The organism is Lacrimispora amygdalina, assembly GCF_900205965.1.
Classification (GTDB): Bacteria; Bacillota; Clostridia; order Lachnospirales; family Lachnospiraceae; genus Lacrimispora; species Lacrimispora amygdalina_A.
Genome location: NZ_OAOF01000012.1, coordinates 44,549 through 70,497, shown reverse-complemented (window position 1 = coordinate 70,497; position 25,949 = coordinate 44,549). Strand labels below are relative to the sequence as shown.

General features: G+C 32.2%; 32 protein-coding genes and 1 pseudogene. 30 read left to right on the top strand and 3 right to left on the bottom strand.

Annotation, left to right across the window (positions count from 1 at the left end):
* The first annotated feature begins 390 nt into the window (after positions 1–390).
* The 5 genes from CRO04_RS16005 (at position 391) to CRO04_RS15990 (ending at position 2,900) form a co-directional block, all read left to right on the top strand.
* Positions 391–921 carry an O-acetyl-ADP-ribose deacetylase gene (locus CRO04_RS16005; RefSeq protein WP_097005273.1) on the top strand — a complete coding sequence of 177 codons (531 nt, stop codon included), beginning with the start codon at positions 391–393 and terminating at the stop codon, positions 919–921.
* A 781-nt stretch (positions 922–1,702) separates the two neighbouring features.
* A complete protein-coding gene (locus CRO04_RS26315; protein WP_166432587.1) occupies positions 1,703–1,864 on the top strand; it encodes a hypothetical protein in 162 nt (53 codons plus the stop codon).
* Positions 1,865–1,880: 16 nt separating this feature from the next.
* Positions 1,881–2,105: a hypothetical protein gene (locus tag CRO04_RS16000; RefSeq protein ID WP_097005272.1), complete on the top strand. Its 225-nt coding sequence runs from the start codon at positions 1,881–1,883 to the stop codon at positions 2,103–2,105.
* A 165-nt stretch (positions 2,106–2,270) separates the two neighbouring features.
* Positions 2,271–2,579 carry a hypothetical protein gene (locus CRO04_RS15995; RefSeq protein ID WP_097005271.1) on the top strand — a complete coding sequence of 103 codons (309 nt, stop codon included), beginning with the start codon at positions 2,271–2,273 and terminating at the stop codon, positions 2,577–2,579.
* Between the two features lie 78 nt (positions 2,580–2,657).
* A complete protein-coding gene (locus CRO04_RS15990; protein WP_097005270.1) occupies positions 2,658–2,900 on the top strand; it encodes a hypothetical protein in 243 nt (80 codons plus the stop codon).
* A 203-nt stretch (positions 2,901–3,103) separates the two neighbouring features.
* On the opposite strand, the gene CRO04_RS15985 is transcribed toward CRO04_RS15990, so the two are convergent.
* Positions 3,104–3,478: a hypothetical protein gene (locus tag CRO04_RS15985; protein ID WP_097005269.1), complete on the bottom strand. Its 375-nt coding sequence runs from the start codon at positions 3,476–3,478 to the stop codon at positions 3,104–3,106.
* Between the two features lie 176 nt (positions 3,479–3,654).
* Here CRO04_RS15985 and CRO04_RS15980 point away from each other — a divergent pair, with 176 nt between their 5' ends.
* Genes CRO04_RS15980 through CRO04_RS26010 form a run of 3 tightly spaced genes read left to right on the top strand, consistent with a single transcriptional unit; the run spans position 3,655 to position 5,069 of the window.
* Positions 3,655–4,023: a hypothetical protein gene (locus tag CRO04_RS15980; protein WP_207654462.1), complete on the top strand. Its 369-nt coding sequence runs from the start codon at positions 3,655–3,657 to the stop codon at positions 4,021–4,023.
* Positions 4,020–4,157, top strand: a complete 138-nt coding sequence (locus CRO04_RS27490) for a hypothetical protein (RefSeq protein ID WP_207654461.1) — start codon at positions 4,020–4,022, stop codon at positions 4,155–4,157. Before CRO04_RS15980 ends, CRO04_RS27490 begins: the two co-directional genes overlap by 4 nt.
* Before the next feature lie 54 nt (positions 4,158–4,211).
* Positions 4,212–5,069, top strand: coding sequence for an SLOG family protein (locus tag CRO04_RS26010; RefSeq protein ID WP_141400996.1), 858 nt, complete (start codon positions 4,212–4,214; stop codon positions 5,067–5,069).
* 41 nt (positions 5,070–5,110) lie between these two features.
* Here the strand turns inward: CRO04_RS26010 and CRO04_RS15970 are convergent, their stop codons facing one another.
* On the bottom strand, positions 5,111–5,908 hold the full coding sequence (locus CRO04_RS15970; protein ID WP_242974520.1) for a DNA-methyltransferase: 798 nt from the start codon (positions 5,906–5,908) through the stop codon (positions 5,111–5,113).
* A gap of 301 nt (positions 5,909–6,209) precedes the next feature.
* On the opposite strand from CRO04_RS15970, the gene CRO04_RS15965 reads away from it, so the two are divergent.
* The 15 genes from CRO04_RS15965 to CRO04_RS15895 all read left to right on the top strand — a co-directional run bounded on the left by CRO04_RS15965 (position 6,210) and on the right by CRO04_RS15895 (position 17,972).
* Positions 6,210–6,545: a hypothetical protein gene (locus tag CRO04_RS15965; protein ID WP_097005268.1), complete on the top strand. Its 336-nt coding sequence runs from the start codon at positions 6,210–6,212 to the stop codon at positions 6,543–6,545.
* A 15-nt stretch (positions 6,546–6,560) separates the two neighbouring features.
* Positions 6,561–6,878 carry a hypothetical protein gene (locus CRO04_RS15960; protein WP_097005267.1) on the top strand — a complete coding sequence of 106 codons (318 nt, stop codon included), beginning with the start codon at positions 6,561–6,563 and terminating at the stop codon, positions 6,876–6,878.
* Positions 6,879–6,901: 23 nt separating this feature from the next.
* Entirely contained in the window at positions 6,902–7,180 is a 279-nt protein-coding gene (locus CRO04_RS15955) for a hypothetical protein (protein WP_097005266.1), read from the top strand.
* A gap of 66 nt (positions 7,181–7,246) precedes the next feature.
* Positions 7,247–7,834: a hypothetical protein gene (locus CRO04_RS15950; protein WP_097005265.1), complete on the top strand. Its 588-nt coding sequence runs from the start codon at positions 7,247–7,249 to the stop codon at positions 7,832–7,834.
* 64 nt (positions 7,835–7,898) lie between these two features.
* Positions 7,899–8,324, top strand: coding sequence for a YopX family protein (locus CRO04_RS15945; RefSeq protein ID WP_097005355.1), 426 nt, complete (start codon positions 7,899–7,901; stop codon positions 8,322–8,324).
* Positions 8,325–8,355: 31 nt separating this feature from the next.
* Positions 8,356–8,718 (top strand): hypothetical protein, encoded by a 363-nt coding sequence (locus CRO04_RS15940; protein ID WP_097005264.1) that lies wholly within the window; start codon positions 8,356–8,358, stop codon positions 8,716–8,718.
* A gap of 41 nt (positions 8,719–8,759) precedes the next feature.
* On the top strand, positions 8,760–8,981 hold the full coding sequence (locus CRO04_RS15935; protein WP_097005263.1) for a hypothetical protein: 222 nt from the start codon (positions 8,760–8,762) through the stop codon (positions 8,979–8,981).
* A gap of 214 nt (positions 8,982–9,195) precedes the next feature.
* A complete protein-coding gene (locus CRO04_RS15930) occupies positions 9,196–9,954 on the top strand; it encodes a hypothetical protein (protein ID WP_097005262.1) in 759 nt (252 codons plus the stop codon).
* Positions 9,955–9,999: 45 nt separating this feature from the next.
* Positions 10,000–10,278: a hypothetical protein gene (locus tag CRO04_RS15925; protein ID WP_097005261.1), complete on the top strand. Its 279-nt coding sequence runs from the start codon at positions 10,000–10,002 to the stop codon at positions 10,276–10,278.
* A 58-nt stretch (positions 10,279–10,336) separates the two neighbouring features.
* Positions 10,337–10,549 carry a hypothetical protein gene (locus CRO04_RS15920; RefSeq protein WP_097005260.1) on the top strand — a complete coding sequence of 71 codons (213 nt, stop codon included), beginning with the start codon at positions 10,337–10,339 and terminating at the stop codon, positions 10,547–10,549.
* Positions 10,550–10,572: 23 nt separating this feature from the next.
* Positions 10,573–11,085: a hypothetical protein gene (locus tag CRO04_RS15915; protein ID WP_097005259.1), complete on the top strand. Its 513-nt coding sequence runs from the start codon at positions 10,573–10,575 to the stop codon at positions 11,083–11,085.
* A 128-nt stretch (positions 11,086–11,213) separates the two neighbouring features.
* The gene (locus CRO04_RS15910; protein WP_097005258.1) at positions 11,214–13,514 is read left to right on the top strand and encodes an AAA family ATPase; all 2,301 of its coding nucleotides are present in this window, start codon (positions 11,214–11,216) and stop codon (positions 13,512–13,514) included.
* Positions 13,515–13,656: 142 nt separating this feature from the next.
* Positions 13,657–15,246, top strand: a complete 1,590-nt coding sequence (locus tag CRO04_RS15905; protein WP_097005257.1) for an AAA family ATPase — start codon at positions 13,657–13,659, stop codon at positions 15,244–15,246.
* A gap of 88 nt (positions 15,247–15,334) precedes the next feature.
* Positions 15,335–17,353, top strand: a complete 2,019-nt coding sequence (locus CRO04_RS15900) for a cobaltochelatase CobT-related protein (RefSeq protein WP_097005256.1) — start codon at positions 15,335–15,337, stop codon at positions 17,351–17,353.
* Between the two features lie 10 nt (positions 17,354–17,363).
* Positions 17,364–17,972, top strand: a complete 609-nt coding sequence (locus tag CRO04_RS15895) for a hypothetical protein (protein WP_097005255.1) — start codon at positions 17,364–17,366, stop codon at positions 17,970–17,972.
* A gap of 8 nt (positions 17,973–17,980) precedes the next feature.
* On the opposite strand, the gene CRO04_RS15890 is transcribed toward CRO04_RS15895, so the two are convergent.
* Complete coding sequence (locus CRO04_RS15890; protein ID WP_097005254.1) at positions 17,981–18,673, bottom strand: hypothetical protein; 693 nt, start codon at positions 18,671–18,673, stop codon at positions 17,981–17,983.
* Positions 18,674–18,904: 231 nt separating this feature from the next.
* On the opposite strand from CRO04_RS15890, the gene CRO04_RS15885 reads away from it, so the two are divergent.
* The 7 genes and pseudogenes from CRO04_RS15885 to CRO04_RS27485 form a co-directional block, all read left to right on the top strand.
* Positions 18,905–19,483: a hypothetical protein gene (locus CRO04_RS15885; protein WP_097005253.1), complete on the top strand. Its 579-nt coding sequence runs from the start codon at positions 18,905–18,907 to the stop codon at positions 19,481–19,483.
* 32 nt (positions 19,484–19,515) lie between these two features.
* A complete protein-coding gene (locus CRO04_RS15880; protein ID WP_097005252.1) occupies positions 19,516–20,631 on the top strand; it encodes a 5' nucleotidase, NT5C type in 1,116 nt (371 codons plus the stop codon).
* Positions 20,632–20,748: 117 nt separating this feature from the next.
* Positions 20,749–20,922, top strand: coding sequence for a hypothetical protein (locus tag CRO04_RS26310; RefSeq protein WP_166432586.1), 174 nt, complete (start codon positions 20,749–20,751; stop codon positions 20,920–20,922).
* A gap of 24 nt (positions 20,923–20,946) precedes the next feature.
* The gene (locus tag CRO04_RS15875; RefSeq protein WP_097005251.1) at positions 20,947–21,153 is read left to right on the top strand and encodes a hypothetical protein; all 207 of its coding nucleotides are present in this window, start codon (positions 20,947–20,949) and stop codon (positions 21,151–21,153) included.
* Positions 21,154–21,314: 161 nt separating this feature from the next.
* On the top strand, positions 21,315–22,721 hold the full coding sequence (locus CRO04_RS15870; RefSeq protein WP_097005250.1) for a hypothetical protein: 1,407 nt from the start codon (positions 21,315–21,317) through the stop codon (positions 22,719–22,721).
* A gap of 14 nt (positions 22,722–22,735) precedes the next feature.
* Entirely contained in the window at positions 22,736–24,484 is a 1,749-nt protein-coding gene (locus CRO04_RS15865; RefSeq protein WP_097005249.1) for a hypothetical protein, read from the top strand.
* 152 nt (positions 24,485–24,636) lie between these two features.
* Positions 24,637–25,804, top strand: a pseudogene (locus tag CRO04_RS27485) (VirD4-like conjugal transfer protein, CD1115 family); the annotation flags it as partial.
* Positions 25,805–25,949 lie beyond the last annotated feature (145 nt).

The window sequence follows — 25,949 nt, the reverse complement described above, 5'->3', positions numbered from 1 at the left end:
CCGGTATATTCAATAATTATTATTACGGTATTGAGTATATTTATGATGAAAACAACAAAATCTGGTTCCAAAGAAATCCGTTCAATATAACCCGGAAACAGGTCTTATCCCAGTAATATACTTTGTGAATCCCGATAATTGCCCAGAACTAATCGTGCCTATACAATTTATAGACAAAGGAAGTGTCATTAAAAAAGTAAATATATGTAATACCAATATAATCCTTAATCATATGATTTTGCAGTGTAATATTAACAAAACTTATAAGATTCCTATGGGCGACCGTGTTTGGATTTATGGTCGTGTTGGTGCATATAGAGCAGGAAACAAGGAAGGCGGATACGACTATTGTATCTCAGAGATAATTGACATTAAAAATGGAGTGATATTATGAAATATAAGACAGTAGTGAAGACAATACTTGGAGATATAACTAAAGTTGAGGGAATGGATGCGATTGTAAATGCCGCAAACTCATCTCTTCTTGGAGGTGGAGGTGTTGATGGAGCGATTCATCGAGCAGCTGGGAAGGAACTACTGGCTGAGTGTCGTATCCTTGGTGGCTGTAAGACTGGGCAGGCAAAGATAACAAAGGCATATAATCTACCATGTAAATATATTATCCATACAGTTGGTCCTGTATGGAACGGTGGCATCTATAGTGAAGAAGAGTTATTGGCCTCTTGTTATAAAAATTCATTAAATATTGCTGTTGAACATGGAATTTCAAAACTTGCGTTTCCATCGATTTCAACAGGAATTTTTCATTTCCCTGTTGGACTTGCTGCAGAGAATGCTTCTCTGGAAATAAGAAAATTTTTAGATGAAAATGATGGAAAGCTAGAGCTTATTTTATGGGTGCTTTTTGATGAAAGAACAAAATTGGTGTATGATACAGCCGTTAAAAAAGTGTTTGATTAGATTATTGTATAGCAAAATTGAATATAAATCATGGAAAAGGAGCTGATAGCTCTTTTTTTATTTTTAAATTAAGAGTAAAGAAGAAATGTATTGAGCGCAGAAATCTTCAATTCTATAAGAAAGAAAATTCCCACATACTTGATATAAATGAGAGAAAGGAGATCAAATGTATTTAAATAAAAGAAGTATATATGCAAATCCATATAAATATGCTTATATCTGCAATGTTCCGATTGAATATGCTAGAAATGTCCAGAAACAACAGAGTAATATAGCTAAGATTATATACAATGCATGAAAATGCCCGGAGTGTGGTTCTCGTAGTTTATATATCGAAGGTGACTCATATGAAGATGGATATGCAAATTACATATATTGTGACAATGAAAATTATAAAGAATACTTTAATGTGTCAGATATTAAAAATGGAGAATACCTGTACAAATTTGCTTGGAACCATATTCATGAGTAAAATTATGATTTAAAAGAGAAGGAGTCGTGTATAGAATTAATAATAAAGAAAGTAGATGAAATAAATAATGTTATGCATGGTGATATTAATAAAATTTTAATCATCGTTTTAATTATGATTTTATACATTCATATTACTTTTGCATATGAATTATATAATATTCTATTTTTTGAATTTGAAACATTTGAATTATTTAGTTATAAATTACTGTATCTCTTTTATTGTTCAATTCCATTCTTAATAATTTTATACGTAATAATTTTTTAAGCAAACATTACTAAACTGAGATTGGACGGAATAGGAAATAATATGATTGAAGCTATACTAAGTTGGTTATTTTTAGTAATTGGGTTTGTAAAATGGGAACCTCTACTTTTTATAGCCAGTGCAATATTTGCAGTAGCTGCACAGCTACAAAAAATGAATGATACATGTAAAAAGAAGTTAAATAATGATAATACAGAAAATTAGGACGGATTGGAGATAGATGAAACATTCAACATTTTGGATATTTATATTATGGTGTATGGGAATTGGTTTTTTGGGCTATCTGTTTATTGAAATTTTAAACAACATAGTTATTAGTACTAAGACAATAGCTTTTGTTTTGCTGATTGATTTTATTTCCGTTTTTTCTATCGTTTGGTTAGGAATTTCAAGATGGATTATAGAAACTATTGTCTCTTATAGAAATGAGAAAGAAGAAAATTGAACTAGGATTTAAGTTCTCTTTTGACAATGGTTACAGAAGACGAGTATTTATCTGAGACAGAATAGGATTGAAGCGGCTGCCAGAGGGAAGACCCAGATAAGGAAGACTTGAATTTAGAAGAATGTTATTATCACGAGTAAACAATTAGGAGGTAATGGATATTTTATGAACTTAAAGAAGCTGATTAATAAAGAGTTTGCAACGCACAAACAATTACTTATCTATTGGATTCTTGAATTATGTACTATTGCATTATTATTGATAAGCTCTAGGATTCTTTTTTTAGCACTTGCAGGTGGAGTTTTAGGATTTAAAAATTACATAGAAACGCTCACGTTATCACGAGGTTTCTTAAATACAACTATACCGTTTATGGCTCTAATATTACATATGATTGCAAGGGCATATCGACTGAAGGCAATTAATGATGATAAGGCTAAGGAATCTATAAATATGATAAGTGATGGAAACTAATATTTTAGTATTTAGAAGAAATTAAAATTATCTGGAGTGTCAGAAGACAAAAAAGTGTCCGAATGGAGGAAAAGTAAAATGCAATTTGGAGATAAAGTTATTATTACTGGTGGTGCGGATAAAGATTGGGCAATAAATGAAAAACCTTATTACCTGACAGCTACTATACAAAACAAGGTTGTGCAGGCATATGAAGATAAAGAAGTATGTGTAATATCGGAAATTGAAATGCAAAAAGATGTAAAGGTCTATAATCTCCTGAATAACGAAGGAGAAAAACTTTCCGGGTTTTATGAGTGGGAATTACATCGTGTAGATTAGGATTTTACGGAGTACCGGGAGAAAGGAAAATAAATGAGATTAATTGATACGAATGTTGCGGCATAGGAAGCGATGGATGAACTTACTGGAGCATCGTCAAAATCAGAGGAATATTTAAGAAAGAAATATTATTCTTCCGAGGTTTAAGAAGATTTAGCAGAACTTAAGAACGATATGTAAAAAAGAAGGCCTAAGCCTTCTTTTTATTTGTAAACATATATATTTGGATACCAGGATAAGAAAGGAACTCTTTTGCCACGAACAGTCAATTCATATGTTTTTCCAACTTCTATCTCAGCATAGATATCAGATGAATTAAATCTACCTTTAAATAAACTGTCGCTGATTTCGTAAACGCGAGTTTCATTGTTAGGATTCTTTGCATAAATGAGATAGCGGCTCTCACTTTTACTATTTTTTATTCCTTTATCAGTAATTGTTGCAGTTTCAGTTCTTGGACTTAAATTTTTGTTTATTACTGGACCACAGATAAAGCAGATGAAGAATACTGTAAAAATAACACCAACACCAACTTTGAAAATATCAATAATATCCCAACCTCTAAACATCTTGTTCATATAATCCTCCATTTGTCTTTGATGAGATAATTATGTTATATTATTAGCTTAGATAATAATAATTTACCTTTCTCAGAGGAATTGTTATAAATGAGAAAATATAATTGATAAAAAGAGGCTTAGCCCTCTTTTTTTATTTGCATAATAATTTAATCAAATAAAAAAGGAGAATTTATATGGATATTACATCACAAGGTAGTTATCCAGCCAATAAATTAAGCAATTTTACACTAAATGCATTTGTATTAGATGGTGTAGAGTGTGCCAGTATGGAAGGATTTCTTCAATCATTAAAATTTTGCAATCCGGCAATGCAAGTAGAAATATGCAGACTTGCGGGAAAAGGCGCAAAAAAAGCGGGTGCAAATAAGAGGTGGAGACAAAAGCAAACTTTATATTGGAGAGGATTAGAATATAAACGAAATAGTAACGAATATCAGGAATTATTGGATAGAGCATTTAATGAACTTGTAAACTCGCTAAAACGAGCTCAAACTCCGTCAAAGGCGGATTTGCAAAAAACGCATCTTTTAAGAAAGCATTGATAGCTACCGGTCATTCAACTTTGACTCATTCAATAGGTAAACGAAAATCTTCTGAAACGGTCTTAACCAGGAGTGAATTTTGTTCAAGGTTAATGAAAATACGAGAAGAGCTAATTAATAAGAAAAATACATAAACAAATAAATATAATAGAAATTTTTAAGACTCTAATTTATAAGAAGGAGATAAAATGATTTATACAAGTTATTTTGCAAATATTCGAAAATTACCACCCACAATGATTCCGATTTCTATTGCAGGAAAGGCTCCAAATGGATATAAAGGAATCCAATACAAAATATTGGCACCTAAAATCGGTTTTTTTACAGAGTGGAAGAGAATAAAGGATAATGACTATTATATTAAACATTTTCAGGATGAAGTATTATCTCAGTTAAATCCGCACAAGCTTGTCTCTGAATTGTACCGGCTCTCAAAAGGGAAAGATATTGTTCTGTGCTGCTATGAAAAACCTGAAGATTTTTGTCACAGGCATTTTGTTTCAGATTGGTTAAAGAAAGCAGGATATGAAGTAGAAGAATGGAATTCGGATTTGAAAAGAGAAGAAATCGTCGTTTCAGTTACTGGACACCGGCCAAATAAACTATTTGGATATGATATGACTGATGAAAGATACATAATTATAAAAAATAACTTGAAAAAGTTATTAATTGAAAAACACTGTACGACGGCAGTTACTGGGATGGCCCTTGGTATCGATCAATTATTTGCAGAAGCGGTGTTAGAATTAAAAGAAGAAGGAAATCCAATTAAATTACTGACGGCAATCCCATGTAAAAATCATCCATGTAAATGGCCGAAATTATCCCAGGAACATTATCAGGATATTTTAAAAGAGGCTGATCATATGGTCCTTGTATCTGACTCAGCCTATGAACCTTCCTTGATGCAGATCCGAAACGAGTACATGGTAAATATTTCAAACGTAGTAATTGCAGTATGGGATGGAAGCAGAGGCGGAACAGGGAACTGTGTTGAATATGCAAAAAAAGTAAATAGGCCTGTTATTGTAATAAATCCTAAATAATTTTAAAAAAGGAAGGAATGTTCCTTCTTTTTTATTTTCCATTATTCAGCATCCGTTTCAAATTCTTTATTTATAAAATCTTCTAATCGTCGCCTGCCATCATTAAAGATTTTTACATCCTTTTCAATTCCAATAAATTTTCTATGTAGTTTCAGTGCTGCCACTCCCGTACTGCAGCTTCCAAAACAATTATCTAGAACAGTCATTCCGGGTATGGTATATGTTTCAATAAAATATTCACACGCTTCCAAGGGTTTCTGACAGTTATGTATCTTGCTTTTTTGAGTATCCCATGCGAATTTTAAGACGTCTCTTGGATATCTGCTTGTGCTTCCGCCTCCAGAAATTCCGGTTTTTGTTTTGCCATAACAATTTCCATCATCAGTATGCTTTGTATATGAATGAACCGGAGCGTGACCCTCAGTCATTTGCGGATTGAACATCGAAAGTTTCTTATAAAATATTTGAACGCTTTCTATTGCTTCATCTATGGATCCAAACATTAATACATTTTCATGAGCCTTCATTGGCGCTTTGTTTGCATTGAGATGTCCAGTGGCTTTTGTTTTTTCTATTACCCATTCATATCTATATTGTTTTAGGTTACTTAGTGCTAATACGTGGGAGAATGGTGCTTGTGCCCATAAAGCAATAACTCCATGGTCTTTAATAATTCTTTTATATTGATTCCATAATAGATTCAAATCTATTTCGCAGTCCCAATCACAATTAGTCGTATTATAGGGTAGGTCAGCGAAAATCATATCAATTGATTGATCTGGTATATCATTCATAATATTTAGACAATCTCCATTGTATAACTGATACTTTTCTTCCATTTTTAATAACATCCTTTTTCATTTCTTTTTAACTACAAGATTTTTTTTAATAATCAAATCTTTTTAACGTGCTAATCATAGTGTGTTAGAATTCCAATAAAAAAAGAGCTTTAAAAGCTCTTTTGAATCAATAATAGAATAAAGTTAATACGCGCTCTTGATAGCTTGATTCTTTCAAATCCTGAAGGTCTTTAAGTCCTAACTCGTTCTCTTTTATGTTATAAACATTTTATAAAGAACTTAAAAGAATAAAAAACTAACATATTACTTATATAAAAAAGAAGCTATGGAGGAATAAAAAATGGAAATTATTAAAATTAAAAAAATGGGTGGAATCAAGTGTGACAATCCTAACTGCAATTACAAAGACGATACGGTTCAAGCTTCAGAGTATCCAAGCTATCTTAATAAACCCTGCCCGATTTGTGGAAGTAATCTTCTAACCGAAGCTGATTTCAAAAGCTTTATTAAAATCATGAAAGTAATAAATAAAATCAATTCATTTGGCAATAAACTGCCAAAGTTTATTCAGAAATGGTTAGAAAAAAGCGAAGAAGGTGATATGAGCATTGACTTCAATGGCAGTGGCAAAGTCGATATTAAAGTCCATGAAAAATATGATTTAAGAGAACAATAGGAAGGAGAAACGAGTATGAGTAAGTGTTTACCTTTTAACTGTAAAATATGCTCTTATTATAAAAGAGAAGAAATAGGAGATAGCGACTTTGGTGCAGTATATGCAAAAGAATGTACCTGTTCAAAGGATAAAGATATAGATATAGAAACAGAAGAATACATAAATGATTTTGATTATGAATCAGTGAAAGATTGTTGTGTGCCGGAGTTTTGGTTAGTAGCTGACATAGATGAAGAAATTGACAAACTCTTTACTGACAAAGCGGCTATGTCTGACGATTTATATACTACTGACGTTTATGAACGATTTAAGGAAAAATATCACGTAAACTGAAATTAGGAAAGGAGAAACAGAGGATGGGAGCGATTGATACAACAATTAATTATATTATTCCAATAATGGCAATTATATTAAGCACAGTTGGATTAATAATTTTTTTAGGAGGCCTTACTGGACTTTTTTCCGTCGAGGAAGATGATTGTGAATGTTGCAATAGTGATGAAGCCTTATATTGGGAAGATAATAAAAATAATGCTTTTGTACACAGTAAAGAAGAGATTCTTGTCACAGTCAAAGGTGAAACAATGCGATATAAAGTTAAGTGTTGTCCAAACTGTGGTAAAAAATTTACTTAATAAAACTGAAATTGTCCGGGCATCTGATCTCTGCCAGGGAATTAGGATTAATGGAAAGGAATTAACATGGGAACTTATAGAAAAAGGGTCATAATCCCTTTAGTGCTTATATTATTGGCGGTGACAGGATGCAGTAATAGAAATTATACAATGGATGAATCAACTGAAATCAAAGTTGAACATACAAACAAAACCGAATTAGGAAGAATTGAAGTAAAGGACTCATACACTTTGAAAGGTGAAAAGTATTACGTTTTGAATATTAGTTTATCTAACAAACCTATTACAGTATCCGAAAGGGAATATGAAAAATATTTCGGTGGGTTAGAAAATGATGCATTTGAGACAGAGGTTTACACGATGAATCTTGAGATGGAGGTAGTAGAATATAAAAATAGTATTTTTTGGTCCTCACCGTTAAAAAATGCGGATACCAGTTATGATTATAGAGAGGATTCGAAATATATTTACAACGAATCATGCGTAAAAGTACGAATGGATGATAATGGGAGTGGGTATGATAGGGCGTTTGCAAGTATTAATAATACACGTTTTTCTATATTTGGTGAAAATGATTTTACTGGAGAAGAGATTGAAGCAAATAAGGACAATCTCAAATTAATAGGGAATGATTTCATTGGTTCGCTGAACTGATATTTGGGAGGATTATTAATGAGTAGAGTTGCTTAAATTAGGATTTTCAGAAGAAAGGAACAGTATGAGAGATATTAAATTCAGAGGCCAGAGCATTAACACGGTAGGCGGTGGCAGACCAATAAAAGAATGGGTATATGGTTGCCTGGTAATTGATGAATCACGTGAAGATAAATATAGGTATAGAATTCAACCAAGAGAAGGAGACCAATTTTATGCTCCACCCGTCATTCCCGAAACAATTGGTCAATGCACCGGACTAAAAGATAAAAACGGCACCGATATTTATGAGGGAGATATTGTCAAATGTGACAAGAGAGGTTTAGCATTTCATCGTGGGCGAGTATGGTGGAATGATATCAACGCTAGATATGATGTAATTGCTATGGATTGTCCTTTCCCAATCACTCTTGACGAGTGTAGTGATGACATATCGATACACGGTAGAGACTACGAGGTGATTGGGAACATATTTATTAAGCAAAACTGAAATTTGCGTAACTAACAGAAGGAGAATTGTTATGAATTTAGAAAATAAAATGGCTTCAATAGATGATTTAGAAGATCTATTAAGAAAACAAGGAAAGACAAATATATTAGAAGGCTTAAAAAACGCAAGGAAGCATTCTTCTTTATTAACGGATGAATTTTGGTCAATAAATAGTTTAGATTATAAGGAAGCACTTAGAATCTTTATTAGAAGCTGTGACGGGTTGAATTTTACTTCAAGGCATGAAGTATTACATACCTTAATTAATAAAATAGATTCTCACTTTATTGAACACTCATATAAATTATTAGTGAAAGAATTAGAAAATAACATGGATTTTTATAATGATGTGTTTGCGGAATTTGGTATTTATACTGTTTTATCTATTAAATAAATTAGTTTAGAGCACACCAAGTGCAGAAAGTGGAGAAGCATATGAAAAAAATAATAACGAGCCCAAAATTAAAAATGGGATTAGATTTACTAATCTCTATTAACTTAGTTGTAATCTATTATATTTTACTTTTTGTTGGAACGGGAAATACATTGATTGATGATGTTTGCACTATTACTGCGATTCTATTGGTTATTCTTCAGATTGTGCGAAGCTTTGTTAGGTTTTCAATAACTGAAAAGCAGAATGAACAGAGTAATTAACTAAATGAACAGATATTGCACAGACCTCTGATTCTGGACAAGCCTACAAGTGCTTAATTGGTAAAGTAGATAAGAAGTCAAAAATATTCAAGAAATGAATGACATGATTTTGATTCGTCAACCTAATAGTCCAAAAGGAAAAGATTGGTGGTCAACGTTTCCAAAGACAGAGATTGGTAAAACAATCGAGTTGTGTGATTAGAGGAGGTAAGAATTGAGTATATCAATTGAAGAGGCGAGAAAAAAGTTAGACACATTAGAGAAATTATCAAATGATCCAAGTCTTATACTTACAGATTTATTTTCAGAAGGAGTAAGTGGAAGTAATTTTTTGTATCAAGTAAATATTAAAGGTAAATACATAATTGACTATTTAATAGAACATTTACAGAAGCTTTCGGTATTTGAAGGTTGTATCATTAAGCAGAGCTCATGGGATTTGAAAATTTACATGGAATCTTTAAAGTATGGAGGATACGGAAGATTTGAAAGTGACGATCTGATTGTAAAAGTGGATATTGAATCCAAGACATTCAAATCAATTGACGAATGCTATGCAAAATATGAGGACGTAATGCATACCGAATATAAGTTGCAAGAAGAAAAATTATCCAATTATTGGATTAGATTTGTTAATCCGACATTTAAGAATCGAATCAGATATGCTATCGAAGTATTTTCTTCTCATAAGAAACCATTAGTTAAGCTATTAGATTTTTGGTTTTGGATTGCATACCCGTTGTTTTTTAAGACGAGGAATAGAATAACCGAAGCACTCAAAGAAGAAAATATTCGATTAAATGACAGGAATAAAGATAATTTAGACGATTATAGCGAGAGGCTTAATAAGCAGAAATTTTATAAAGAGAACGCATCAGCTCATATATCTAAGATTGTTAAAAAGGCGGCAGAAATTGAAGAGTATCTGAGAGGACTGGGATACAAAGAAGATCGTGAAATGAGCGATTATTAATAGCTTTGAAATACGAGTTTCCTCTGCAAAATTGAAAGGAGAAGCATGTTTGATATTAATAGATTACCAAAATTAAACTCTGAGTGTTTTACGTATGAAAATTATGAAAGTGGTTGGTGGGTTCTTTTAGATTTAGATTACTCTGATGCCTTGGAGGTTTCTAATATTATGAGGTGTGTGAAGAAATATGCAGTTGGATATTGCGACAGTGGCAGAGTAAGTGTAAGACCCAAAAATAACAGCTATGCTGTAATGTTTGAAAAGAATGGAGAAAGATTTTGGTTCCACATTCAAAAATGGGAATTTGAAGCTGAAGAAATATAATGAAGTACGACTATGAATTTTCGTAAACATAAACAGATATTTTAAGGAGAAAAAAGTCATGACAATAAGAGAATATAACAAACAGTTTTTTCCTAAGGTCAATAAAGCTTATTGTTTTATCAGTAACTTAGAACATGCAGCGCAAAAAACTGATAACTATGAAGAGACTATGAAACAGCTTCGCTGTATAGGTTGGGATGACGAATGCAGAGAAACGATTGTTCAAGCATTGGAATGTTACAAGAAATCGATAGCTGAAAAGCTTAATTAAAGAATTGAGAGGCGAGAATTATTATGGGATATATGACAATTATAAGTATTTTAAATGATGCTTGGGAAACAATTAAGCAACATCCGGAAGAATTCATTGATAATATTGAGAAGGGCATGGAATATTACAGAGGGAAAACGGTAAAATCTTACCCAGTAGGCAACCATTGTAATCCAATGGTGGTACATCAATCTGAACATGCAGATACTCCTCAGTTATTGCTCGCACATTGTAATTCGATGATTGATCTGAATGCAGTGAGGGAGAACAAGGATTCCCTATTCCATTTAAAATATCATATGAAAAGCTTAGGATTGGCAAAAAACTTAATTAAATGTGCAGAAGAAAACATATATGATGTTGTTGGAAAAAGAATTGTGCACTCATTGCAGGAGGATAAGGGCGCAAACAAAATGACGTTAGAAGAAATTATTCCATACTGTGAGGCTGATGAATGGAGGAAAGAATTAAAAATTCAATCAAAGGTATTGGCAAAATATATTAAAAAGAATTACATATATATAAAAGCAGTATAGTTATGGACTTAAATAGAAAATAAATTGTTGAAATAGAAAAAGCCAAGTGTATGGCTTTTTTTAGTTTGCATTTAAAAATGACATATTAAATATGCAGACAAAAGAAAGAAAGGAGTCTATAAAAGCAAATGAGTGAAAAATTTCAAGGAAAGATAGATAAAATCTTTTCGCAAAAAGGTGATTGGTCTTGTATTCTTTTTGAAGATGATGTAAGTGAAAAGAAATATATAGCCAAAGGAAAAATAACTGGGATGATTTATGATGGTATGGAGATTGAACTGGAAGGAAGATTTGTTGTTGATCCAACATATGGAAGGCAAATTGAAATTAGTAACGTAATAATAAAAGAGTCACCTACCATCGCTTTTCTTTATAAATGTGTGAAAGGAATTGGCCATTCGCTGGCAACTATGATTGTAAATGAATTCGGTGAAGACTGTATTGATAAAATAAAGAAAGATCCTTCTATTCTTTATAGAGTAAAAGGAATCAAAAAAAAGAAGCTTAAAATGATCACAGAATCATTGGCTGATACCGAACATATCCAATTATATATTGATATTTTTAAATATTTTAATAATGATGTCACATATGACCAGGTTGTTAAAATAATGGATGCCTGTCAGGAAAAAAAGAGTAAGTTTGAAGAAATCAAAAAAAATCCATATTGGCTAATTGCAAACGTAGATGGCTTTGGCTTTAAAAAGGTAGATAAATTAGCAATTGCATCTGGAATTAAAGAGTTCTCATATGAAAGAATTGAAGCTGCGGTTATTTATACATTAAAATATGTATCAATAAAAGAGGCACACTGCTATTTAGAGCTAGATCAATTAGCTAAAGCAACATTTGATTTGATTTTATCAAAACCAGATATGATATCCCAAAAAGAGCTAGACAAAATCCAAGGTGATTTAATCTCTGCTGATGAACATATAGAAAGATATGTAAAAGATCACGTCTATTCTGAAATTCTTGAAGACTATTCCCAAAAAGCTATTTTAATCATTGATCTATTAAGTGATGTTTTAACTGCAGCTGAATCTGATGCTAAAAGCGAAGTCAACATCATAATTGATGAAAATCGAATTTATACAAAAGAATTATATTTAGCGGAAACAAAGTTAGCTTCACATATCCAAAATATGTTGGGTAAAAAAACTGTGAAAGAAATAGCAGATTATGATATCGATTATTTCATACACTTGATTGAAAGTACCGATGAAATTGAGTATGCAGAAGAACAAAAAAAGGCAGTGAAAACGAGCTTACAGAACAGACTCAGCCTTATTGTTGGTGGCCCTGGTCGAGGTAAGACTACGATTATAAAAGCAATTATTGCTTGTTGGGATAATGATGATGAAATTATTTTGCTTGCACCAACCGGGAGAGCAGCAAAACGTATGACAGAAGCTACTGGATATAAAGCAAAAACTCTGCAGAGATATAAGAATGAAATAGTAAAGAAAGGAGGACGGCCCAAAAATAAGCTAATTATAATGGATGAAACTTCAATGATTGGAATTAATCTTGCGGAATTATTATTTTGGATTGCAGAGGATTGTAATCTTATTTTAGTAGGAGATGCAAACCAGCTGCCGTCAATTGAACCAGGAAATTTCTTAAAAGACTTAATTGAAAGTAGATGTATTCCGATCACGTTTTTATCCGTGGGTTTTCGAAGTGACGGAGCAATTGCTATAAATTCAGAATTAATCAATGAAGGAAAAGGCCCAAGTAGCTATAAATATGATGATACATTTCGTTTTATATCTGTAGAAAAAGAAGAAATTATTGATAGTGTTATTACTTCTTATCAAAATTATCTAAAAAAATACGTTCCGAGTGAAATAGGAATCATTTCACCAATAAAATCAAAAGGTTTTGGCAGTGTTGATTTAATTAATAAATCAATTCGAGAAAAATATAATCCCGTTTCAAAGTGGAATCCGGATAACCCAAGCGGTTTAAGAATTTATGACAGAGTTATGAACGTAAAAAATGATTATAAGCGAATTATGGAAGATCCGTTGGGTAATACAGAGGAGGGAGTGTTTAATGGAGATACAGGAACGGTCGACAGTATAGACTCATATGGAGAGATCGTTAAAATCTTATTTGATGATGGTCGGTTTGCAACGTATAAGTTTTCTGAAATAAATGAGTTTATAACTTTGGCATATGCCATAAGCATTCATAAAAGTCAGGGAAGCGAGTATAAAGCATTAATACTCATTGCAAGTCCAGAATACATTTTTTTTATGAAACGAAAAATGTTTTACACAGCAGCTTCCAGGGCCAGAGTAGAAGAAGAAATTATAGGTAGCAAAAAGGCTGTAGCGATGGCGGCAAAAGACAATTCAGAATCCAAGAGGAATACTCACTTAAGAGAAAGGATAAATTTACTTATGTCATCAATCTCACTTTAATAAGATTTAACATGTTACATAATGAAAAAATGCATTACCTAAAAGACAGAATCCTGTCTTTTTTCTTTTTGCAGTTATTCTAAAGATAAATTTACCATTATTCATATGTAAAAAAGATTAGATAAAAGGAGTACATTGAAAAATGGTTAGAAGAACGAATGATTTATTATTTAGACTTACGCCACAGGTAATAAGACTTATTGATATAAAGACTGGAACAACAGGAGCCGCAGGAGTTTGGAGTAATCTTAGACCTGCGGAAGCAAAAAGAGCGGCTCAATACAACTCAGTAGCATTAATTCTTGATAAGATTTTCTTGGATAAAGAAGTAATAGCCTACGAAAATGATGAAACAGTCTACACAAAATTTAATCATAAAGGTTTTACATATGAAGCCTGTTATGATGGTGTTGAAACTTCGTGGGTTGGAGAAGCACCAAATGATTATACACTTTTAATTCCTTTGGTGATCTATGCTTTATCTGAAGCTAATAGCAGAGAAGAAAGTTCAACTGAGCTAAAGAGTAATTTCCAGAATATCAAGGACAAATCAAATTTAAAAGAAGAAATATTGTTATTCTGTGATTCTTTTTATTATGGCTTTGTATCAACAGAAAACCACACAGAAGCAAAAAATAGCGCAAATGCTCTGCCGTCAAAATCAATCGAAAGTGCTATTTCAACTGGTGTTTTTTCTCCGATGAGTATGTTTTCAGATATATCTCCCAAATTGGAATTCAAAGAAATGGATGAATCGCTTCCTGTTCCACATTCTGGTGATGGAGATTATTCAATTTCCTGGGATTTTTGGAGAGAAGAGGAAAAAGCAAAAATTCCTTCTCATAAGATGTTAGACACTTATGTTCAGACAGAAACAACTATGTCTATTGCCAGAAAAGTTAATTTTAGATTAAATCGTGTAATTAGTCGATTGAATTCTGGAATGGAAGGAATCGATGCGATTGACAATGACTACATCAATATTCTTTTAGTAGGCAGACCAGCAACAGGAAAGACTACCTTAGCTAATGCTGTAGGAGCACTAACAGGACTTCCAGTTTATGAAATTCCATTTAGTAAAAATACTGAGGAAGATACAATTGAAGGAAAAAATAAGGTTGTAAATGGTCAAATAGACTTTGTAGAGACGGAGTTTTTAAAGGCATTTGAAAATGGAGGCATTATTGTATGTGAGGAGATTAACTTGGCGGATCCGGCTGTAGTAATGGGATCATTGGGTCAGGCAATTGAATATCCATTTGTAGTAATGAAGGATGGATACAAACCTGTACGGAGACACCCTTTGTGTGTAATTATTGGAACAATGAACACAGGTACTGCAGGATCAAAGCAGCTTAATCAGGCATTGTCTTCTCGCTTTAAATGTACTTACATTCTTGATGATCCGGATAAGAGAACCTTCATTGATATTCTTGCTTCAAAGGGTTATGAGAAGGATAAGTGTCGTTATGTCTATGATGCATATACTTCTATTATAGAATATTTGAAAGATCCGAAACAGTCACAGGAAGAATTATGCGATAACATTACATTAAGAGGTTGTTTTGGTGCGCTGGAGTGCATGCAGGAAGGTGACGATCCTAAAACAGCATTAAATAATACTTTAGTTGGAAAGATTGGCGAAGTAGACTTAGAAGCTGCAAGAAGCGTAAAAGATAATGTTATTGATTCATTAAAAGAATTAGGCGGGACAAGACGCCGTCGTAGATAAAATATTATAGAGACAAACCCGGTAAAAGCGGGTTGTTTCTATAATTATTCTAAAGGAATGAACCATCTATTATAGAAGGAGATAAAAAATGAAAAAGAAAAAAGATAGTGAATGGTTATATGAAAAACAGGCAATGGCTAAAAAATATCTTGGCGTTAAAAAGAAAAGGATTCCAATTAGAGACGTTCCAGAAGAAATCAACCAGGTGGCTTATACTAGTTCTGAGCCAGCTATCTACATAAAAAAGGATAGCTTATTTACCAAAGGCCTTGACGATCATAAGGCCAGAGCTTTCCGATTTGGTCTGTTTACAAAAGAAATGGCAAGACTTGAATTTACAAATTTCAACTATCAGAATAAACTTGCAGAAACTCTGGAACCTTATGAAAGAAACGTTTTTAGATTAATTTGTAGTATTATTGAAGAACCCGCGATTGAATCTCTTGCACCTACCTTTATCGGTGGATATCTGTTACAGAGCTTAAGGTATGCAACAAAAAGGGTTTATGATTGTGCGGTACCGATTGATTCTGGAAAGACTCCATTTGAGGAATTTATTTTAGCTTTACAGCAGTTTGGTGATATGGGCCCGTTAAAAGGTAGCTTTAAAACACCCGCTGCAAGGACGATTTTTTATAGGTGTTCACCTTGTGCATCTGACGCGGTAGAAGAGACTGATGCAATTAAGCGTGCAGATTTATCTTTGAAAATTCATCAGATTTCCAAACCTTTATGGGAGACGGAAGCAAAATCGACTTATATCGATGAAAAAACCTTAAGTGAGTTTGAAAAGTTATTGTCCGCTTTATCTATGATAACTGGAAAAAGCTCAATGGCAAGTGCCGGTTTTGGATCAACAATTGATCCTGAGGAATTAGAAGAAGAAGCTGATTTTTCAAAGGGAGCCAGTAGAAAAACTACCTTCAAGGAAGTAAATGATTTATCTGAAGAAGAAAAAGAGAGATATGATGAAATAACAAAAGAAGATGAGGAAGACGAAACAATTTCTCTTAAAGAAGAGGAAGAAGAGGACGAATTATCAGGTGGCTCTGGTTCACTTTCTGCAGACGGAAATGATGAAGATTTCATAATTTATGACGAGACCCATAAAGGAGATCTTTCTACAATTAAAGACTACGATCCGATTGAAGATGAGATAGATGTTAAAGGCTGTGACTTTTTTGACAAATTGGTTCGGACAGAGCTTGAGCTTGCTGAGGTAGAAGAAAAAGCGGCAACGGAGACTTCTATTGAAAAACCCTTTGATTTTCCGGAAATTGATAAAAAATATAAAGAAAGAAGCTATAAGTGTAAAAATATCACTACAACTTTATCAAATAGAGAAAATGCTGTTTTGGGTTACAACAAGGTAGCTACTGAATTCGCAGACTTAATTCACAATAGTTACAAGAGATTAAAATCTCTTTTTGCGGAGGAAGCAGAGGAAACAGTTTATAAATCATCTGGAAAGCTAAGCCTTAAAAAAAGCATGAGCAGTACTGTAAGTTCAAAAGTCTTTACAAAGAAAGTGGATCCGAAAGATAAATCCAATATGGCAGTAATGCTTGTAATTGACGAATCTGGATCTATGAGTGGAACAAGGATTCAAAGAGCAAAGACAGCTGCAATCAATCTTGCAGAAATATTTAAAAAATTAAATATACCATTATATGTGATGGGTTTTACTTCAGACACGGAAGGTGCCGATGTAATACATCATCATTATGCGATGTGGTCCAGCGCAACAGATGACCTGTTAAAGCTTACATCAATTCATGCACAGGCAAACAACTTCGATGGTTATTCCGTTCGATACGCATCTAAGATTTTAGAAAAACGCCCTGAAACCCATAAGGTTATGATCGTGATTTCAGATGGTCAGCCAGCGTGTAATGCATACAGCTATGCTATGGATGGCTATAGTGATACGAAGGATGCAATCCGTGAGGCAAGAGGAAAGAACCAGAATGTATTAGGTGTTGCAATCGGAGCTGACATTGAGACTCTGCAAAAAATGTATGGTAATGATTTTGTTTTTATAAAGTCTTCGGAAGACTTGTTTACAGGAATCATTAATAAGTTTACTCTAATGGTAAAGAAGTGGTAAAGGAGATTGTATGGATATTAAATTGCTTAATGATGAGACTCGATTTTATATTGTTTTGGAAAACCCTTCAGATGAAGAAAAACTAAAAGCAATTGATTTGGTATCCAGTATTTTTGGGATAAAGAAAAAAGAGGAAAAACCGGAAGGTGTCATTCCGGCAAGGGTTGAAGACACAAAAATTCCGGATGAAGAAAATTCAATAATGTTGAAAGGTGAATCCAATAGAATAGGAGTTACGGAACCTTTAAAAGACAAGGAGGATACAAACAAAGGAAAAGCGGCTTCTAGGTGGGTTCCGCCAATTACTTCACCAGAGATGTTTGTCAAAGAATATTTGTCCTATAACACTTTAGATGAGAAGTCTCAAAAGTGGGTAATTATTAATTGTTCCCGATATATGAAAAGATATTTAGCAACACTGGATTCAGATAACAGTGATGTTATAAGGAATTTTATTAATGATTTTAGTCCGGTGTTGGAAAATACAATTACTCAGTTCTTGAAAAATAATGGATATTCAAATCTGAAAGGATTTTTATCAAGGGCAGAAGAAACTGAAATAAAAGCGATGTATGAGGCCTGCAAATTATCTGTATGTAGAGGGCTAAATATAAAATAAAAAGACCATTATAGGTCTTTTTTTATTGTCGATTTTTTTAATTGTTTCAATTGTGCGTTGTTGTAAATTTTAAATCTAAAATAATGATACCAATATTCATCTTGCTGATTCCTGGGAATAGATTCATGAAGATAGTCTATGGGATGGTCGTAAATTTCATTGCATATATTACTAAGACGAAATTTCTTCAAAGCTCTTGACCCGGCAGGTTCTGAGAAGAACTTATACATTGCTTTAATACTGGAAAAAGTATAATTTTGAGAAAGCATGTATTGTAAGCAAATACTGGCTCTCATCATACCTTTAGTCCCTGAAAGATATTCTTTTGGAAATTTACAAAGTTTTCCATCTAGCACATCTTTATAAGTTTTTAGAACCAATTCTTTAATGTCAATGTTTATTATATTAGGATAAATCAATGCAGATAAGTAATAATAGTCCTTTGTTTTATCTAATTCCGGAGGATACTCTATATATTTCATGAGTGGTTCCAACTTTAATTGTTTTGATATTTCTTGTGTGTAATGATTTTTAAAGTCCCATGGATCCCAACCTAGATACGTTTCCACAGCAAATTTGATAATATATAAGGCATAGTTTTGGGATGTATCATCTTCGTACTTAAAATAATAGGGTGCAAACCCTGATTTGTTTCCGAGTAATACTTGTTCATACTCGTACAATAATACTTGCTTATCCATTTGGAGAGCCTCCTTTTTGTTTGTATATGAGTGCTTCGTTGTAAACTCGACTATATCAAGTTTAAGATTCCTGTAAAACAGGATTTGCACTATATTAAGTCCTTGCATTAGGCTTATTGTTAGTATGTGTTAAAATTATGTAATTGGTTTCTTTAATTAATATAAGTTATAATTATTCATTTGCATTTCCTCCCATAATATTAAAAATATGATTAAGAGAGGTTAAGAAAAGTGAAGTCAAATATCTATTGTATTTTAGGAAAATCTGGTGCTGGAAAAAGTACACTAAAAAAAGAACTTCAAAAATATGGAATTATTCCATTACATGAATGTACTACTAGGCCAAAACGGCCTGGAGAAAAAAATGGAGAAGACTATTATTTTTTTACGGAAGATGAGTTCCGCAAGTCCAATATAATTAGTAAAACCTGTTACAAGACAGATCATGGGACCTGGTGTTTTGGAATAATGAAAGAAGAAATTGAAGAGGGAAAAAATTATTGTCTTGTTATTAATCCCTTTCAATACCAGGAAGTAGTTGAAAATTTCAATGATCAGGCTAGCATCATTCCAATCTGGATAGTAACTAATGAAGAACAGCGGATTTTAAATATGATATTAAGAGAAGAAAAAAAGGAAAAGCCAGATTATAAAGAAGTTTGCCGAAGAATTAAATCTGATGCAGAAGATTTCTCCGAAAATAATGAAATAATTAAAAATATTCTATCAAAAGTTATTGTGTGCAATGGGTTTAATGTACCGATGGAAGAAATTGCAGAGGAATTATATTATAAAATATATTCTAGATAAACGATAAGATAATAAGAAAGCGAGAAGAATAAATGAAAAATTATAGATATTCAGTAGCACTTGATGTGGATGATGTGTTGATGCCGTGTGCATCACTAGCTTGTGATCTCGCAAATAAGGAAGGACTATTCAATCCTCCATTAGATATTAATGAGATTAAGGCATGGAATTTAGCTGGGACAAGGGCAGAGAGTTTGTTGTCATATTTTAAAGATCCTGAATTTTATAAGAGACAGCGACCATATCCCGGAGCTCAGGAATTTGTAAAAAAGCTAAGCAAAAAAGCAGAGATCTTTATTGTAACAGCCATTGAAGAAGAATCAATTGGAGTCCGGATGAAACAAATCAAAGAATATTTTCCACAGATTAATCCCAAAAATATTATTCCAGCCTATCGGAAAGATGTAATTAATGTCGATTTTACTTTAGATGATGGAGCGCATAATGTCTTGGCATCAAATGCGAAGTATCCAGTACTTTTTAGAAGACCATGGAATGAGCATATCACAGGAGTATTAGCGATTAACAATTACGATGAATTTCTGAATATCATTGATTGTATTAAAGAATCTTATGTCGATAATGCGATAAGTTTTACTAAGCCAGTAGTTGTTGCTATAGTAGGTCCGAGTGGCTCTGGCAAGACAACCTTGGTTAATTCTTTACTTAGATATGATAAAATAAGGAAACCTGTTTCTGCAACAACAAGAAAAAGAAGAGAAGGTGAATCAGAAAAAGCTTATCACTTTATTTCAAATGCTGAGTTTGAATCTATGAGAAAAGATATGAGATTTGCTGAAACAACAGTATATGCTGGAAATAAATATGGAACAGAGTTATCTGGAATCAATCAGGTCTTAAAAGAAGGAAAACATTGTATTATGGCAATTGATATATCTGGAGCAATGGCATTAAAAATGCAGTACCGGACAGTTATCATGTACATAAAAAGAGACAGGAATAAATTAATTGATACAATGATCCAGAGGGTTCTTGATGGAGAAACAACAAAGGAGGATATTGTTAATCGGATTGTTTCCCTGGATGACGAAAAGAAGAATGTGGAGCTTTGTGATTACATTATTGACAATAATGGAAATGTTTCAGATGCGGTTTCAGAAATTTTCTCTATTTTGAAATTAAAATAATAAAAAAGGGATGCAGAATATTTATTTAATTTTACATGTTTAATTAAATATAACATTAGCTGAAGAGCTTGTTGAATATAAATGAAATCTGGATTCTAAAGGAAGGGAAGATACACTATGGGACATAATTTAAAATATCCAGTCGGTTGTAGAATTAGTTGGTGTGGAGAAGAATTTGAGGTTTTGGAAAATTATAATGACTACAATGGTACCGTTAAGCAAGGGAATAATGTAATAACTAACTTTTACTTCTGTTATCAGGGAGAAGAGGCTATTGTAATTAGCGAATAGAATATGTGATTTATGTGAGGAGGAATGAATAAAGTGCTAACGAGTTGGCAATGGATTTTCGTTTTGGTTGTTTTAATTATTGGTGCAATTTTTATTCCTAGTGATAGTGTTTCTTATCATAAATACGACTGCTACGATAAATCTGTTTATAAATGCCGAAAATGTAAAAAGAAGTGTAAGTGGAATATTATAGTTAAAAGGTTTGAAGAATTAGAGAAAGAAAACAGTTGAAAACACTTATTTATTATGTAAATTAGTATTTATATTAATAAGGAATTGGTAACTAACGAATCTTTAATTAACATTTAAAAAGAGGCTAAGCCTCTTTTTTATTTTTTCCATACAATAAAAAAGCATAATAAAGTTATAAATAATCAAAGGAGGTATTATTAATGGCAAAATTAAATGATACTGATTTAAAAAGCATCTTGTCAAAACTAATAATTCGGTCATTATCAAATCCAGAGCCGGCTAGAGAAATTGTAGATCAAGCGCTGGAAGAAAACGACTTTAAAAGTCAAGTTTCTTTATTATGCGAAGCATATCTAAAGCCAGAGTTTAGAACATCAACATTAATATCTAAATCAATTGATATTAGAGCATTACCAAGTCTAATAAATATTTGTAAAAGAGAAAAACTTGGTATTATTACAATTGATTTTAGCGGAGATCATGGATACACCTATAGAAAAAATGACAAAATAAATATTTTGATTCTATCTGGTCAAATAAATGAATTTAACCAGATTCTATTAGAGGCCTGTGCTGTCTCTGGTTCTATAGATGAAATTGACCGTTATGATGCGGATATTTTTGCTAGGGCGTTAAAAGAGACAAACCCAATGATTGAAGTCAGAGGCGTTAAAAAGAGTACATATGATGCAATGAAGAGAAATATTAAAAAGTTGCCATATGAAATGAGATTTACGCTATTCCCTAAAAAAGAAGAAAATGGAAAACTAAATGTAGGTTTTTTCACAAAAACAGAACCGATTATTATGAAAAAAGGCTCAATGAAATCAGTTGCAGGTCCTTTTTCAATACCCAAAATAGCTTCCATTATTTTAGCTAGTTCAATACTTGAAAGACCAGAAAAAGAAAAACAGTATGAATCAATCAAAAGAAGAAATCAAGAATTAATGCAAGACATAATAGATATGTACTACGAAAATGATGAACCATATTATCTTGTTCCGGCAATTATCGGGAAAGATGGATATAACGTTTTTATGGACTCGTCATACGAAGTGGATTATTATGGATCAGAAGTAAATATTCATGAATTGAATGATTATATTCATAACAAATTTATAGGACTTAATCATACATTAGTTCCAATGACTGTTTCTGAATTTGAGCAATACAAAAATGATATTATAATAGAACCTAAAGATTTCCAATTTTATAAAGAGCATTCAATTCCGATTTATGCAGAGCCAGAAGAAATGAGAGATAAACAACTTTCAGAATCCTTAATTGAGATGCTAAACAGAAAACGAGAACAAGTTCTTTTAGTGTCGGATGATTTTAATGGTCAAAATCTTACAAACTTAGAAAATTATATCGTGGCTTCGGTACATGAAATAATAATGCGGGAAGATGAGGATTTTACAGATTGGTTGGAAGCGGATGAAAAATTAGAAACAAGAGAGATGGAACTATTGAGTGATATAGAGCAAGCATATTCAATGGCCGCAGTATATGATTCGCACGATAAAGTGAGTGAACTAATAAACAATGTACGAACAGAACTTGAAGCTCATAGGTCAATTGCTGACCATGAAGAACTGACAAGGTAAAGGAGGGAAAACAATTGGCAGATATATCAAAAGATACAGCAGCCATGGCAGAAGCTTATCAGGTAATTGCAAATAGCTTAGGCCTGGCATTAAATGCAGCTACAAGGCTGTTAGATGGCCTTTTAAATAACAAAGATACACAAGAATTCGCAAGAATGTTTATGACTATAAACAAAGATCCTAATCACACAAAAGAAGATAAAATGGTGGGAAGGGATATTTCACCTGAACTAATTCCCATAGTAACAAAAATATTAGATAGGGAAAATGAAATTGCAGCCAAAATTGTACATATGAATCCTGATGATGAACCAAGTAAAAATATACTTCTTTATTTTGAGTGCCAGAAGGAAAAAATTGATTTAATTGTTTCAGAGGCATTTGCTAGAACTGGTTTATTAAAAGAAATGGATCGCAGCAGATCAGATGAATTTGTTGGAAAGTTATTTGATAATCCGATGAGAGAAGTAAAAGGATTAACTCAGGAAAAATATGATGAATTTTTATCAGATGTATCAAAGTTAAAGTATCCGTTAAATATGATAACATTATTTCCAAGGCACTATGATTGGAATGGAATTTCTTTAGTAGATGTAGGCTTTTTAGAATCAACGACAGAGCGAAAAATCAGAACACCTGATGGAAAAGTAACTGAATCTGGTCCGTATTCAATTCCAAATATTATAAAAGGATTATTAGTCAAACAGCAAATTCTTGATAATGCAAAAAACTTAAATGAGCACGGAGAATTTTACAATCGAAGGTTGGAATATAGAAAATCAGTTATTCATAAAGTATTAAATCTTGAAGATATTAAAAGAGAAAGAAGAAGTATCTCAAATATATATTCTTTTATTGAAAGATTTGATCCAGACTCAGATAATAAAAATATGCTTATTAAATTATTAAAGGATAGTGCTGTATCAAAAGAATCAAGATTTCGGCTAATTGATGAAATTTCCAAATTAAGTACTGATGAATTAATGAAAGAAAAAATTCTAAATAAAATAAATGATTTGAAAGATATTAATTATCTTATTCCAGCAAAAATTGTTCAAGATGGAATGGATTATTCTTACGAATTGGATTTCAATAATTATATAAAAGTTGGAGCCTCAGTCAATATCCATACAAATCGATGTAATAGAATCATTGATTTGAAATGTTCAGAACAGGAAATAGATTATTTTGCTAAATTAAATATGAGTTCTGATAATAAAACATTACTTATTTTAAATCAAAATGAATTTGAACAGAAAAAACGTAATGGAAAAAATAAACAGTACAGAAATACAGATTTAGAATTTACAAATATAGGAGAGGAAAAAATGTCTTCTTTATATAAAGAGTTAATTAGCATTCAGCATGATAGTGAACAAATAATAAACGTAATTAGTTCAAATAAAGATAGTTTTTTGCTTAATCCAACCAGATATGATGAACTAGACTTAGCTGATGATGCAGTTTTCCCTGAAATAGTTGATGATCTAATATATGACAATTTAAATGGAATTATTGAAAAGAAAATAATTAGCGATGCATTAGAAAATGTAAAACAGGATTATGAATTTGAAAATGTGAAAGATCCAAGTTATTTAAATAAAGCCATTGATGAAGCAAGATATGAAGTAATGGAGGATAAAGGTAGAGACAAACAAAATCAACATAATAATAGATTTGGATTTGAGGCAAATCATTATGAAGAGTTGCCGGACGATTATTGGGATAGAAACAAAGATGGAATAGATGATAGAAATCAATAAGAGAGGGCATAAGGCCCTTTTTATTTTTCGAAAAAAATTGGTTTAGTCAATCTTAATAATCTTAGTACGGTATATCATCGATACTCAGTAGTTCATAGTTTTCTTCTAGGTAAAAATCATACTAATTTCAGAAAAATAGAAAGGAGATTAGTATGAAACCAAAAAAACAAGATTTATTCACGATTATATTTTCATTAGTTATTGGTGTACTATTTACAATTTTTTTAGCTCTACATTCAGGTGCATCTTATTCAGAAAACCCTAACATCATTTCTGCGGCTATAAACGGAATCATATCACTTATATCAAATCCTATGAATTTTACGATTAACAGCAGCACAATTATTTGTTTGATGTATTATTTGGCAATATTTGCATTTGTTATTTTATGGATAAAAGTGCAAAGTGAAGTAAATGCAAAAACAATTAAGGATCCTGCAGGCTCTGCTGCTTGGTATGAAAATGTAAAGAAGTTTAAAAAGAAATATACAGACTTGAAAAATCCATTCAATAATATTCTTTTGACTCAGGACATAGCTCTTAATATGAATTCCCATAAAACCATGCGAAATAATAATGTGCTTGTTGTTGGTGGATCAGGTTCTGGAAAAACACGTTTCATGATTAAGCCGAATGTTTTACAGGCAAATTGTAGTTTCGTTATTACAGACCCGGCAGGCGAAATTTTGGAAAATGAAGGTAAAATGCTGGAGAAACATGGATACCGAATTAAGGTTTTCAATTTAGTAGATATGTTGCATTCAAATTCTTATAATCCATTTAAATATATAAGGGATGACCTTGGTGTTTTAATGATGATCAACTGTCTCATAAAAAATACAAATAATGGACAAAAAGGCGGAGATCCATTCTGGGAAAAATCAGAAACAGCTCTTTTACAGGCACTGGTATTCTACTTAAAAGATAATAAAAACATTCCGGATAATGATAAGAACTTTACTAACGTTATGAAATTATTACAAGCAGCTGAGGTAAACGAAAATGATCCAAATGCCCAGTCCGCGCTTGATAGGTTATTTGCCAAACTTGAGGCTACAGATCCGAATAGTATTGCAGTAAAACAGTATAAGACATTTAAGATGGGTGCCGGTAAGACACTTAAATCTATCTTAATTTCCTGTGCTGTCCGTTTGACTGTATTTAATTTAAAAGAAATTGAAAATTTAACAATGAATGATGATTTAGATTTAAAATCAATAGGAGATGAAAAGACAGCATTATTCGTTGTTATCCCTGCAGCTGATGATACTTACAATTTTTTAGTATCTATGATGTATTCACAGCTATTTGAAACTTTATATTACCACGCAGAAAACGAGTGCCCATATGAATATTACATAAAAGAAGGAAATGACATTCTAGCAATTGCTAGAAAGAATGAAAAGGGTGACAAATATACACAAAGAGATGCTAGAAGATTACTTGAATCGCTAAAGCGTTCGTA